Raw genomic sequence first — 13,748 nt, 5'->3', positions numbered from 1 at the left:
ATAGTTGTTTATTATCTGCGTTTCTCAACAGCAGCCTTCACTGGTTGTAAAAATCTCACGGCTTAGTGGCTGGTCATCTGATCACCGATTACATTCTTGCTACTCATCAACAATATGGCGTGCTCTACCGACGCCATCATTGACATTTTTTTCACATCATCATTGCGATACTTCTTGTGTTGTAGATATTTGGATGATGGGGCATTCACCAAATCGTATTGATTATTGGATGTTTTTACAATTAAGCGATGGATTTGAATTGATCGTCTAAATTTCTGCAACTGTATATCCCGATAATATCAAACTAGGACTAGGTTATTATTGATGAGAACAGTAACGCGATTCCCCTTACACCGTATTCCAATGACGATGACCACGCTAATTCTATGTTGTGCCGTCTATTTTGGGACAGTGATGAATTATCCCATATTAAAAACCATTTTTAAGTTAAGCGAGAATGTTTCTAATCCTCTATTTGCTTACACAGCACCCATATTACTGATTTGTGCTTTTATTATTCTATTTTCATTATTTGCTTGGCCGTATGTTTTTAAGCCATTTATGGCGTTTGTGGTGCTGACCTCGGCAGGGGTACTGTATGCCGCAATAAATTTTCAGGCCATGTTTGACTTGACGATGATGGAAAGTGTGTTTGAAACCAACTCATCAGAAATACGATTCTACTTGAACCCTACCACACTATTGTATCTGTTGGTGTTTGGTGGGTTGCCTTGCCTATTTTTGATCTTGGTTCGCATCACTCCCTACCGCAGTTGGCAACATGCGCTGACTGCTCGTTTAGGGATAGTGTTAATCGCCGTGGTGGGGATCGGTCTGATTGCTGAAATGTGCTACAAAGATTATGCCTCTGTGGGTCGAAATAATAGCTATCTGAATAAAATGATTATTCCAGCTCATATCTACAATGGGGCTAAATATTTAAAAAAGTCTTATTTTGAAACGCAACTTGCATACCAAGAGTTGGGCGGTGATGCGAAAGTTTTAGCTGTGGAAAATGGTAAACCAACCTTAATGGTTGTTGTGCTCGGTGAAACGGCGAGGGCGATGAATTTTGCCTATAATGGTTACCCACGTAATACCAATCCATATACCCAAGATATGGGCTTAATTTCATTTCAAGATGTTTCTGCATGTGGCACTTATACCGCTTTATCAGTGCCGTGTATGTTTTCTAATATGACGCGTCATAGCTATAATAAAGCTGCCGCTGCCGCACAGGATAATGTGTTGAATGTACTACAACACGCCGGAGTGGATATTTTGTGGATTGATAATGATGGTGGAGATAAAGGGGTTGCGAAGCAGTTACCTTATATCGCCATTGATGCCTCACTAAAAAATCAAGACTGTAACGGTTCTACCTGTTTTGATGTCGCGATGTTGAAAGATGCCCAAGAGTTTATCGACCAAGGTCACCATAATAAACTACTGGTATTACACACTATTGGTAGTCATGGTCCAACTTATTGGCAGCGTTATCCCGATGCGCAGGCTCCTTTCCAACCCGCCTGTAACCGTAGTGATATTGAAAACTGTAATGATCAACAAATTGTCAATGTTTACGACAATACATTGGTATACACCGATTATGTGTTAGCACTGGTGATCGATGAGCTGAAAAAGGTAGCAAATGACTATAACGTGATGATGACCTACATTTCTGACCACGGTGAATCACTGGGCGAGAGTGGGCTATATTTACACGGAACCCCTTATGCCATTGCTCCTAAACAACAGACTCAAGTGCCATGGCTGATGTGGATCCCAGAACCTTATGCGCAGCAAAAAGGCTTCAGTACTCAGTGTCTTAAGGAGAAAGCACATAAATATAGCTTGTCACATGATAATTTATTTCACAGCTTGCTTGGCCTATATGGCGTACAATCACAAGTGCAAAATCTTGAACTTGATATTACCCAAAATTGCCGATTAGCGTCATAAATTGATGAATAGAGAGCCGAGAATATGCAACAGGAAATTATTATTAAGCGGGTGGGTATGCAGCGGATCATGTATACCTTTGTACATAGTTTTAATGGGTTTAAATGGCTGTGTAAAAACGAAGCGGCCTTTCAGCAAGAATTGATGCTGTTTGTGCCGCTGACAATGTTTGCTTTTTGGCTGGATTTACCCGCCATGCATACCCTATTCGTGATGTTAGGAATGGTATTTGTTTTATTTGCGGAAATGGTCAACACTGCGATTGAAGCGGTGGTCGATCGGGTAGGGTTGGAATATCATGCGCTATCGGGTGTGGCGAAGAACATTGGCTCTGCAGTCGTATTACTGAGTATGATCTGTTCGCTGACGATTTGGTTTGTAGTGGTGTGGACAAATTATATTTAACCATCAACACTTTTTAATCATCAATATCGTTTTAAATACAATAGGGTTTGTGGTTGCATAAGGCTATCAGCAAATAATATGAAGAGAGTGCTTATCGTCGAAGATAATCGAGAAGTCGCCGGGATTTTATTTGATTATTTTTTAAGTGAAGAGGTCGAGCTTGATTATGCCGATAATGGAGAGTTAGGCCTCAAGTTGGCATTAGAGACTGCATTTGATGCGATTATTCTGGACCTTATGCTGCCACGTATGGATGGCTTGACCGTGTGTGAAAAGCTTAGATCCGCAGGAAATGAGACCCCGATACTGATGTTAACCGCACTTGATAGCCGCGAGGATATGTTAAATGGTTTCAACTACGGTGCGGATGATTATTTAACCAAACCGTTTGACCTTGAAATATTAGATGCTCGCTTGCAAGCGTTAATTAAACGCTACCGGCGCACGGTTACAGAAGCATCTTTACAATTTGGTAGTTTGCGCATTGATCAAAAAACTCGTCAAGCTTATCGTGATGGTATCCGGATTTTATTAAATCCCACAACTTATTCAATTTTAGAATTACTTTGCCAACGAGCTCCAGATATTGTCACCCGTGATGATATTACTAATATGCTTTGGCAAGATAATGAACCTAATAATGATATATTGCGCAGCCATATTTACCAATTACGTAGTCAATTAGATAAGCCTTTTGCTTCATCTATGCTGATCACTGTGCCAAAAATTGGTTTTCGGTTGGAGAAAGCAATATGAAAAGTATTGGTATGAAAAGTATTGGTTTTGCCAGTACCCGAACTCTAACTAATCAGTTGGCGATTTTTTTTACCATTGTCTCGCTTATCATGGGAGTGGTGAGCTATATAATTTTTTTTGCAGCGCTGCATTGGTCTGAAGATAAAGTTGGAGAGCGGCGCATTGAAATAGATAAAAATGAAGCTATTCAAAGATTTATTAATGGCGAGTCTGGTGAGATCACGATTGATATTCTTACTCATGCTTATGATGATATTCAGTTGATTCCGAAAAAATATCATAAATATTTTAAGGGCAGAGAGAGTTTTGTCGGTGAGGTAGGCTATGGCACCGAATCGGTTATGCTCTATTTCGGTTATTACTTAAAAGAGGGTGAGAAAAAGCCGGTTATATTAATTTCTGATATTAACCAAATTGAGTTTGCTGATTATGAAACTGTCTATGCCAGCCTGATTGTTATCACGAGTATTGCAGGATTGTTACTCATTTTTGCGATACTATTAAGGCGCTTGTCGCAACGTTTAATTAAACCGATTAATTATTTGATCAAACAATTAACTGAGCAAAGTGGTAATGCGGCTCACGTATTTGTGATCCCGAATGGCAGTGCCAGTGAATTTCAGATCTTAGCGGATCAACTTAATCAATATCGACATGATATTCATAGTTTATTAAAACGTGAGCAAGCATTCGCTCGTTATGCCAGCCATGAATTAAGAACGCCGCTGACAATTGTGAAAGGGGCAAGCCAGCTATTAGAACGTAATGTGCATAACGCTTTTCAGCAGCGGCAGATCGTACGTATCAATCAGGCCACATTGCAAATGACGGTGATGGTCGATGCTTTATTAGCGCTCGTACGTTACGAGCGGGTCGAAGAGGAAACCGTATTGCGCTCGGTTAGCCAAGCCGAACTGGCAACCATCATTGAGCACAATAGTGCTCAGGCCAAAGATAAAAACATTAGTGTGGAACTGATTTTTCACCAGATGCCACAGATCTACGCCTCACCTGCGGTGCTGAATATGGTGGTCGGTAACTTGCTCAGAAATGCGATTGCAGCCACCGATCATGGTGGGGTTAGGGTTGAGGTTGATGCGCTATCGTTCACCATTCGCGATAGTGGTCAAGGACTCAATCAAACTCCCAATCAAGATGGGCATGGTCTAGGTCTATTAATTGTTGAAGATCTGTGCCGTCGCTATGATTGGCAATTTTCCATACAAAATGCGCCAGACGGTGGCTGTGAGGCGATCATTATTTTTGGGTAAATTATTTTTAGGTAATAGTGCGTTGCTATCTTTAATGGAATTAGCGACAACCATGTGCCGCGATCAGTAATATCAGGTTTGATTAATCACATTACCGTATTGAAAAAGCCTATCCGTTTCGAACTGATAGGCTTGTTGTGATTGATAAACCATCGCCAATAGTGGGTGATGGTTTGCACCGGTGAGCGCTAAGGCTATTTAATCTCTTGCCACCACATGCTGAACGCTTGTTGGTCATTATCAATCTCGACCATCTCACCAATCATTGGTGTCATCAGCTTGAAAGGCTGGTTTAGGCTCGCGTTATAAACTCGTTGCAGCGGGTCATACCAAGTATGACGCGAAAGCTTAAACTTGCTGTTGTGCGAAGGTAACACAGCCTTGGTGCCCAAATCTTTTGCCGCTTGTACCGCTTGCTCTGGTGTCATGTGAATATAAGCCCAATCGTCGTTATATTGACCATTTTCCAGCACGGCAATATCAATATCACCGATTTGCTCGGCAATTTGCTTGAAGTGCGGGCTATAACCGGTATCGCCACTAAAATAGATCGTGTGTTTAGCGGTCACAATTGCAAATGATGCCCACAACGTTCGATTACGCTCTAGCATTCGCCCCGAAAAATGTTGCGCAGGTAACACATGAATGGTGATATCTTGCTGTTCAAACGTGGTGAACCAATCACCTTGGTAGATTTTATTGGCATCAAATCCCCACTGTACTAGGTATGATCCCACCCCAATTGGGGTAATAATCTGATCGATTTTGGCTCTCAGTGCATTCAGGGTTGGGTAATCTAAATGATCCCAGTGGTCATGAGTGATCAGTAAGTAGTCAATTTCAGGGATGTCCTCTGCACGATAGATATTTGATCCAGCAAAAGCTAAGTTGGTCATCGGCACTGGCGAGGCATTTTGACTAAATACTGGGTCAATAAGGAATTTCTTTCCCTCTAATTGCATATAGTAAGATGAATGCCCCATCCACACGATAATATTTTCACTCGGATCCAACTGATGTAAATTTGTTTTACGAGATGGAATGCTCTGTGTTGGAGTCGCCTCTTCATATTTAGCAAACACAAATTTATAGAGTTTAGATGCAAAGCTTTCCGAGCTAGTACTGACCGGACTCTCAATCGGATTGTTAAAATATCCGTTCGAATAATGGTCACTGTTAAGCTGTGGTTCAACTATCGGGTTGATCAACGCGGGTTGTTTCATATAGAAATAAACACTGGCTAATGCAATTGCCAGAATAATAAACAGAATTTTCACGTGTAAACCTTAGTTACCTTTAAATTTAAATTTAAATATACCCGTGATCATTGAAGATGCTTGATTTTCGATAGAATCAGGGTCATGCTACGAACCATGAAAATTACACTGACTCCTCAACAGAAACTGCAACTCGAACAAATGCACGACATTGAACGTGATAGTCGAGTTTGCGACCGTATTAAGGCTGTTTTGCTGGCTTCTGAAGGCTGGAGTCAGACTATGATTTCACAAGCTCTTCGTATTCATGAATCGACCGTTGCTCGTCATCTCAGCGACTACGTTCTTTCTGAAAAACTTAAGCCTGAAAATGGCGGAAGCCAAAGCAAGCTTTCTGCTACTCAAACCATGCACCTAATCGAGCATTTGACTGAGAAAACCTATTCTCATACGCATCAAATTGTCACTTACGTTAAAGAGACATTTGGACTGGATTACACGGTTTCTGGTATGAATAAATGGCTTCACCACAATGGTTTTAGCTACAAGCAACCGAAAGGCGTACCACACAAGTTTGATGAAGCACAACAGCAAGCATTTATAGAGGCTTATGAAGCGTTAAAGGCAAGCTGTGGCAAGGATGAATCGATAGTCTTTATCGACGCAGTTCACCCAACACTATCAACAAAAATATCTCATGGCTGGATACGAACTGGTCAGGATAAAGTGATTGAAACAACGGGTAATCGTAGCCGATTGAACATTATTGGCGCACTGAACTTGTCGGATATTGGAGCAACCATTGTTCACAACTATGAGAGCATTAACAGTGAATCGATTGTTCGCTTTTTCTGTGAGTTAAGAAAGAGTTATCCCTTAGCTCATAAGCTTCATATCATCTTGGATGGTGCGGGATATCACCGCAGTGACTTAGTCAAAGATGCGGCGTTTGTCCTGAATATTGAACTGCATTATCTTCCACCTTACAGTCCAAACCTCAACCCAATCGAGCGGCTATGGAAAGTAATGAATGAGAAGTCGAGGAACAACGTTTACTTCAAAAGAAAACGGGACTTCAAGGCGGCAATAGACCAATTTTTTGCAGTGACTCTTCCAGAGATCGCAGGCTCTTTGACATCTCGAATTAATGATAATTTTCAGGTTCTCAAGCCAGCATCTTCAAGTTGATTCGGTATAAATTTTTATTGATCTGAATTGGAAACTAACCTGCTAAATTGAGCTGTGTCAATATTTTTTATTTTCACATGCCAATAAAAACTCAATCTAACTGGTTATTTTCATGGCTTAAACCATACTGACTTTTGCTTCTTGTGCCCTTGCTGCTGAAGCTTGGTTTAGACGTTCTTGAATAGTTGCGACTTGCGAATCTTGGTAGCCATTACGGCGCACAATACCTGAATTGAACATACTCAATGTGGCGACGGATTTGAAACGTTTGTCAGTTTGCGCCGCTTTTAATGAGTAACCGCCACCGCCACAAATGCCCAGTAAGCCTAATTGTTCGCTATCAACGCCGGGATATTGGCTAATAAAATCCGCCATGCCGTGTATATCTTCAACTCGGTGAGAGGGTTTATCGATATTTCTTGGCTCACCGCCACTGCCACCTTGATAAGCCGCATCCGCGGTAATCGTAATATAGCCCAGGTCGGCGAGTCTCTGTGCGTATAAGCCAGCCACTTGTTCTTTTACACCACCATTAGGGTGTGCGACGATAATAGCAGGATATTTTTGGCTAGGATTATAATTGGCTGGGGTATATACGTTAGCCACAATATTAATATTATTTAAGGCGTAGTTAACCGGATGAATATTGACTTGGCCGGTGATATTTTGCGTAATTGCATCTTTATACGTCAAAGTAAATGGATTTTTTCTATAATCTTCCGCCAAAGCGAAGCCAGAGCTAAGACTGATGGCTGCTGCGAGAAATGTCACTTTAATAATATTTCTATTCATGCGGGTTCCCTTAATCAATATGACATAAATGGATTTTGTCGTTGGATAAAAAAGTTAATAATCGGCTGTGTGGTGATGCTAAGACCAGCATAGTCGGATCACACTGACCGGAAAGTGACGATGAGATAACGCTTTTGTCAGTTTCACTTTAAGTTGCTTGCGGGTAGATATTTTTCATGTTGGTCACCTTGAGCGGCTTAACTGATAATTTCGACAGGAAAATGTCAGCTACATGTTATGTAACTCCCGTTATAATCAGCCCGTAACATCCCTATCCAGCGAGTAAATAAAAGGAGATCCGATGCGATTACTCTTGGTTGAAGATGAAAAAAAGACATCTTCTTACGTCCATCGCGCATTAACCGAGTTAGGCTTCATGGTCGATGTGGCCGAAAATGGTATCGATGGGCGCTATCTCGCACTGGAATATGATTATGATGTGATCATCTTGGATGTCATGCTGCCCATGTTGGATGGCTATGGTGTGCTAGAAGCATTGCGTAAGCAAAAATCAACGCCAGTAATTATGTTGTCAGCCCGTGGCTGTGTGGATGATCGGGTAAAAGGTTTGCAACATGGCGCGGATGATTTCTTACCTAAACCTTTTTCATTAACCGAACTGGTCGCTCGGGTGCAAGCACTGCTGCGCCGTCGACCGAGTGATGGTGCGGATATTACCCGGTTACAGATCCATGATTTAAGCCTAGATTTATTATCGCGCCGCGTGATCCGGGCTGAAAAACGGCTGGATTTAACCGCCAAAGAGTTTGCTTTGCTCAGTTTGCTGGCGCGTCATCAAGGTGAAATTTTATCCAAAATGATGATTGCTGAACAAATTTGGGATATGAATTTTGATAGTGATGCGAACGTGGTGGAAGTTGCGATTAAACGGTTAAGAGCAAAAATTGATTCGCCTTTTAGCGATAAACTGATCCATACCGTCAGAGGTATGGGCTATGTGCTCGAAGTTCGATAATCGCTCCGGTTTTTTAGATGATATGTGAATTATGGCAACAGTAATCTTCCCTCGCTCAATAGCGATTCGTTTAGCGGTCATGTTTGTGGTGGCTTTTGTGGTGATGGTTTCGGTTTATGGCTTACTGCTGCGTTTTTCGCTGCATGATTCCTTAGCCAATCAAATGCATAATGAATTGGCGTTTCGAGCTAACCTGATTGAACCTTGGATAACCTCCCGAACCGATCTCAATAGCTGGCAAATCTTAATCACCAAGCTTACCGATTTAGCGTTAACCGAAGGCGGGCGAGTGAGTTACTGGATTTTTGATGCCAATCATCAATCGATGTTAGGGAATGCATTTTTGCCGGGAGTTAACGTTGCTGACCTAAGCCCAGGTTACGCGCGCATACCTTCTCCAACCCCGGAATCTTGTTCTAACTATTTGTATATCGTTGATTTACCTAGTGCAGATGGCATGAAAGGTATCCGTTATGTGATTGGTTTAGAATCGAGTGCTTATATGAGCACTTATGATGAATTTACCCGCAATTTGGTGATTATTACGGTTTTTGGGCTCGCTTTGATCGCGCTATTGAGCAATGTGATAGTGCGGATTGGGATGCAACCGGTCAATCAGCTCAGTGAGCAGGCGCAGCACTTAGCCCCCAATCAGCATGGGATGCGTTTAGATTCAGAAGCATTACCGATTGAACTGAAAGAGCTGGCGGTTTCTTTCAATGGTGTTTTAGATCGACAGCAAAGGGCTTGGCAGCAGCTAGACAGTTTTAACTCCGATGTGGCCCATGAGCTGAAAACGCCGCTGACCAATTTAATGGTGCAAACGCAACTGGCATTATCCAGCCGTCAATCAATCGACAGCATGCAAGATGCCTTAGGTTCCAATCTCGAAGAGTTGGAACGTATGACTTCGATTGTGAATGACATGCTGTTCTTATCGCGGGCATATGCTGGCGAGAATGCCACCAATGTAAAAAAAGTCTCTCTGCGAGAAGAAGCCGAGAAAACCCTTGAATATATTGCGCCGTTGTTTTTTGAGCATGACATTAAAGTGGTGATCGAGGGGGAGGCCTGCGCGTGTATCGATTATCGGCTTTTTCATCGTGCTTTAGCCAACCTGTTGAGCAATAGTGCGCGATACGCAATAAGCCACACTTCGGTGGTAGTTAAATTGCAACCTGATCGGCATGAAGTGCGAGTCTCGGTTACTAATCACGGTGAGGTGATTGAAGCACAGCATTTATCGCGCCTGTTTGAGCGTTTTTACCGCATGGACTCTGCTCGCAAAGACAGTCATGCTCATCATGGCTTAGGCTTGTCGATTGTTAAAGCGGTGGCATTAATGCATGGAGGAACGGTTTTTGCTACCAGTGAGCGAGATATTCGCGGACAAGGTATTAATACGTTTGGTTTTACGTTAGGCCATCGATTAGAGCAATCTACAGCCAATACGGAGTTATAAATAGACTCTTCCTACTTGAAGTTGCAGTGGTGTTGGCTACGTTCGCTCACCCCTATCATATAGTTTGCCTATGCTGATGGGGACTCACTCACTTGCCTAACTGTAACTCCAAGTTGTTTGGCTATAAAAGCTTATTTTAATTTCGGATGCATCTGACAAAAGTGTCAGCTTAAGGTCAGTATCCTGACCCGATTGAGTGGTTAATCTTATTTCATCTTATTAATGGATCGCGATTAAATAGAGGAAATTTAAGATGAAAATAAAATTATCCCAATCATTATTTTTGGTCACCGTCATGTTCATCGGCAGCACAGTTAATATTAGCTATGCCGATGAGCAACCTTCCCGCGCTCAGCTTTTAATGGGGGATATTGCCCCTAAATTGGCGCAACTTACTGATGATGTTTTGTACGCAGATATTTGGGAGCGTAAAGAGCTATCACCGAGAGATCGAAGCCTGACAACGATTAGTGCACTAGTGGCGATGAATCGACCTGATCAATTGCGATCTCATATTCGGATTGGTTTAAAAAATGGCTTAACTCAGCAAGAAATCATCGAAGCGATCACTCATCTGGCCTTTTATTCTGGATGGCCAACCTCAGTGACTGCGGTATCCGTGGCGAGAGAGGTGTTTAATGAATCGACACCGAAAGCAAGACCGCCATTGGTAGAGAGTAACCGTAAAAGATAATCACCGAATATGCTGCATATTCTCTAATCGAAATGACTTATCTATTCCTGATTTGGCAGTCAAACCATAGATAAGTCATTGGTGTTAATTTTAAAAAGGTTGATGATGATGAAAATTATATTGCCGATTCATATTCACATGACGCGCATGCTGTTATTGATTTCTACTATTTATGCGCCAATCCTACACAGCGCAGAAAGCAAAATACTGGTCAGTTATTTTTCTGTGCCAGAAGATGTGGCATTAAATGGGGTTGATGCAGCGACAGGCGCGAGCCTATTACTGAAAGATGGCATGCTTGTCGGTTCAAATCAGTATGTGGCTCAGCTGATTCAGCAGCAAACCGGCGCAGATATTTATCGTATTGAAGCTCCATTTGAATACCCTAATACTCATGACCCATTACTGGAATTTGCACAGCAAGAAAAGCGCACCAATACTCGGCCAGCGATTAAGTCTGCCATCGAGAATCTAGCGCAGTATGACACTATTTATGTTGGGTATCCGATTTGGTGGTATCAAATGCCAATGATTATGTACTCGTTTTTTGAACAGAATGATTTTTCTGGCAAAACGATTATTCCATTTACCGTCCATGGAGGCAGCCGATTCTCTGGTTCGATAAAGCAGATCCAAAACCTTCAACCCAATGCAACGGTGATTACCACGGGGTTAGCGATTTCACGCAATAATATTGCAGAGAAACAGATACCGGATCAGGTTGCTGAATGGGTGAAAACGGTGACTCAACCATAACGCGATGCTCTGATGAAAAAATACCTATTACAAGTTATACAAGATATATTTTTACTCTTATTAGCCGGCACATTGTTTGGTTTTCACTTGTGGGGTGAGATATGGCATGAATGGCTGGCTATCCTTTTCTTTAGCTTAATTATGCTGCACTGTCTATTAAATTGGCATTGGTTTAAAAATGCCGCTAAGCGGAATGGCGACTTATTTCTTCGGTTAAGGTCTTGTTCTACCTTCGCTCTGATATTGGGATTGATTATTGCTGTGGCTAGTGGCTTGATGCTCTCGCAATACTTGGTGCCGAATGTTTTTTTCCATAATGCGTCCAATTTAATCCGGAAAATACATATGACCAGTGTGTATTGGATGCAAATTTTGCTAGCAGTACATCTTGGTATGCATTGGAAAATGTTATCCAAATTTTTTAGTGGTATTTTAAATATACCACTGACTTCATTATTTGCTCATCGGCTAATGCCCACTCTGTTTTTGGTTATTACCGGCTATGGATGCTATCAACTGATTGCTCGACAAATTCATCACTATTTATTGATGCAGGTAAATTATTCTTTTTTTGATTTTGACGAGTCGAAATGGATCTTTTATCTCGATTTTCTCTCCATCATCATCGCCGTTGCCTACCTTACCCGGATCTTGATTGGGTTGGTGTTATGGTTAGTCGCGAGAGTGGCAGTAAAATAAGTGGCGTGGCTAAATTGGATTGTGCATGACGTTTTAGGGCAGGATGAACAGAAGAGGCGCTGACGCCTCTTCTGTCGTTAACTGATGGATTTCAATATTTAAAGCGTGCAATCTGTCCGGAGAGCTCTTGGGTATAGCCCAAGATGTCTTCGGCGAGAGATTGTAAGTTTCCGTTAACCACCTGCATTTGGCTGGCGCTTGAATTTAAGCGGTGCATATCGTCGGTGACGGTTGAGCTGACATTGGATTGCTCTTCACACGCCGAGGCTACCGAATCGACCATAGTATTGATCGACGAAACGGAATGAATAATGCTGCTCAGTGCTTGTTGGATTTCAGCTGAGCTCTGTTGGGTGCGCTCAATCAGTTGCTTGGATTTTTGGGTAGCGTTGAAGGATGCTGAAGCTTCGGTTTGTAGACGTTGAATGATGGTTTCAATTTCGTTAGTGGAATCATGGGTTTTTGATGCCAATGCCCGCACCTCATCGGCAACCACTGCAAAACCACGTCCGCTTTCACCAGCTCGAGCTGCTTCAATCGCGGCGTTGAGCGCCAGTAAGTTGGTTTGCTCGGCAATCGCTTTGATCACCACAATCACTCGACCAATATCATCGCTGCTGACTTTTAATGAGTTGGCACAGTCTGCCGCACTCTCTAGGCTAGTCACTAATTCATCGATGTTGCTTGCGTTGACTTTAATTGTTTCACCACTGCGATGACTTAATTGCAGCGCATCATTAGATTGATGCAAGGTGTTTTCTGTGTGCGCAGCAATTTCTTTGGTGGCCAGATCAAATTGTTCAATTTTGCTTAGGCTTTCATGGGTGAGTAATGATTGCTGGCTAGTTTGTGCGTTCATTTTATCGCGTAATTGTGCAATCGCATGTCCGTTATGAGTGAGATGCTGGGTGGTGTTTGCGGTATCCACGATAATGCTTTGCACGGTTGCGACAAATTGGTTGAAAGCGGCGGCAAGTTCGGTGATTTCATCGTTGCCTTGCTCGGCAACACGCGAAGTCAGATCACCGCCACCAGCTGCGATGTCGCGCATATTGTCTGACATCTGTTTGATCGGATTGACGACTTTGCGATCTACTACTAGAGAAATTAATAGCAAGTTGACGACAAAAACCAACAACATGATTAATGAGGACATCGTCATAGTGTCGGCTAATTTTTCGCGCATAGCCGCTTGGTTAAAGCCGATGGTGACTTTACCAACCGCTAAGTTATCCCACGTGATCGCAACATCGGAAGTGTTTTCCGCAGGGCGAACTTTTACTTCAGCTAATGGTTTACCGTTTTGATCGGCGACCAAGATAAAAGCGATGGAATTTTTTGCCGCGTAGGCATCGATGATATTTTGTACCAGAGGCTTATCGTATACATACACCGGCTCTTGTAAGATCACTTCAAGTTCTGCTGCCACTTCAAGCGCATTGTGTTTGGCTTCTCGTTCAGCGGCATTTTTAGTGATGATATATTGAGTCGGCAGCGTCACGGCAGCAACCATAACCATGATTGCCGAAATCATCAGGATCATTTTTTTAGTCAGTTTATTCATGGGGTT

13 protein-coding genes are annotated in these 13,748 nt (G+C 42.4%); 10 read left to right on the top strand and 3 right to left on the bottom strand.

Annotated features, from left to right (window positions below):
• Positions 1-369: 369 nt before the first annotated feature.
• The 4 genes from OOK74_RS07445 to OOK74_RS07430 all read left to right on the top strand — a co-directional run bounded on the left by OOK74_RS07445 (position 370) and on the right by OOK74_RS07430 (position 4,394).
• Positions 370-1,962: a phosphoethanolamine transferase gene (locus tag OOK74_RS07445; RefSeq protein ID WP_274721549.1), complete on the top strand. Its 1,593-nt coding sequence runs from the start codon at positions 370-372 to the stop codon at positions 1,960-1,962.
• A gap of 24 nt (positions 1,963-1,986) precedes the next feature.
• Positions 1,987-2,367 (top strand): diacylglycerol kinase, encoded by a 381-nt coding sequence (locus OOK74_RS07440; protein ID WP_274721314.1) that lies wholly within the window; start codon positions 1,987-1,989, stop codon positions 2,365-2,367.
• A gap of 78 nt (positions 2,368-2,445) precedes the next feature.
• Positions 2,446-3,123, top strand: coding sequence for a response regulator transcription factor (locus tag OOK74_RS07435; RefSeq protein WP_274721315.1), 678 nt, complete (start codon positions 2,446-2,448; stop codon positions 3,121-3,123).
• 11 nt (positions 3,124-3,134) lie between these two features.
• Positions 3,135-4,394, top strand: a complete 1,260-nt coding sequence (locus OOK74_RS07430; protein WP_406707935.1) for a sensor histidine kinase — start codon at positions 3,135-3,137, stop codon at positions 4,392-4,394.
• Positions 4,395-4,588: 194 nt separating this feature from the next.
• On the opposite strand, the gene OOK74_RS07425 is transcribed toward OOK74_RS07430, so the two are convergent.
• Positions 4,589-5,671: an MBL fold metallo-hydrolase gene (locus tag OOK74_RS07425; protein ID WP_274721317.1), complete on the bottom strand. Its 1,083-nt coding sequence runs from the start codon at positions 5,669-5,671 to the stop codon at positions 4,589-4,591.
• A gap of 96 nt (positions 5,672-5,767) precedes the next feature.
• Between OOK74_RS07425 and OOK74_RS07420 the strand changes: the two genes are divergently transcribed.
• On the top strand, positions 5,768-6,799 hold the full coding sequence (locus OOK74_RS07420) for an IS630 family transposase (protein WP_001927356.1): 1,032 nt from the start codon (positions 5,768-5,770) through the stop codon (positions 6,797-6,799).
• A gap of 117 nt (positions 6,800-6,916) precedes the next feature.
• Here the strand turns inward: OOK74_RS07420 and OOK74_RS07415 are convergent, their stop codons facing one another.
• Complete coding sequence (locus tag OOK74_RS07415; RefSeq protein ID WP_278182508.1) at positions 6,917-7,591, bottom strand: alpha/beta hydrolase; 675 nt, start codon at positions 7,589-7,591, stop codon at positions 6,917-6,919.
• Positions 7,592-7,892: 301 nt separating this feature from the next.
• On the opposite strand from OOK74_RS07415, the gene OOK74_RS07410 reads away from it, so the two are divergent.
• From OOK74_RS07410 to OOK74_RS07390, 5 genes are all read left to right on the top strand, one after another.
• Positions 7,893-8,567 (top strand): heavy metal response regulator transcription factor, encoded by a 675-nt coding sequence (locus tag OOK74_RS07410; protein WP_277206048.1) that lies wholly within the window; start codon positions 7,893-7,895, stop codon positions 8,565-8,567.
• Between the two features lie 31 nt (positions 8,568-8,598).
• Positions 8,599-10,029: a heavy metal sensor histidine kinase gene (locus OOK74_RS07405; protein ID WP_278182507.1), complete on the top strand. Its 1,431-nt coding sequence runs from the start codon at positions 8,599-8,601 to the stop codon at positions 10,027-10,029.
• A gap of 253 nt (positions 10,030-10,282) precedes the next feature.
• Positions 10,283-10,723, top strand: coding sequence for a carboxymuconolactone decarboxylase family protein (locus tag OOK74_RS07400; protein ID WP_278182506.1), 441 nt, complete (start codon positions 10,283-10,285; stop codon positions 10,721-10,723).
• A 108-nt stretch (positions 10,724-10,831) separates the two neighbouring features.
• Complete coding sequence (locus OOK74_RS07395) at positions 10,832-11,479, top strand: flavodoxin (RefSeq protein WP_278182505.1); 648 nt, start codon at positions 10,832-10,834, stop codon at positions 11,477-11,479.
• 12 nt (positions 11,480-11,491) lie between these two features.
• Positions 11,492-12,178 carry a DUF4405 domain-containing protein gene (locus tag OOK74_RS07390; protein WP_278182504.1) on the top strand — a complete coding sequence of 229 codons (687 nt, stop codon included), beginning with the start codon at positions 11,492-11,494 and terminating at the stop codon, positions 12,176-12,178.
• A gap of 91 nt (positions 12,179-12,269) precedes the next feature.
• Here OOK74_RS07390 and OOK74_RS07385 read toward each other — a convergent pair whose 3' ends face one another.
• Entirely contained in the window at positions 12,270-13,742 is a 1,473-nt protein-coding gene (locus OOK74_RS07385) for a methyl-accepting chemotaxis protein (protein ID WP_278182503.1), read from the bottom strand.
• Between the last annotated feature and the right edge of the window lie 6 nt (positions 13,743-13,748).

It is taken from the genome of Vibrio misgurnus (assembly GCF_029635775.1).
GTDB classification, from domain to species: domain Bacteria; phylum Pseudomonadota; class Gammaproteobacteria; order Enterobacterales; family Vibrionaceae; genus Vibrio; species Vibrio chanodichtyis.
Note: the sequence above shows the minus strand (reverse complement) of the source record. Positions and strands in the feature narration are given on the sequence as shown.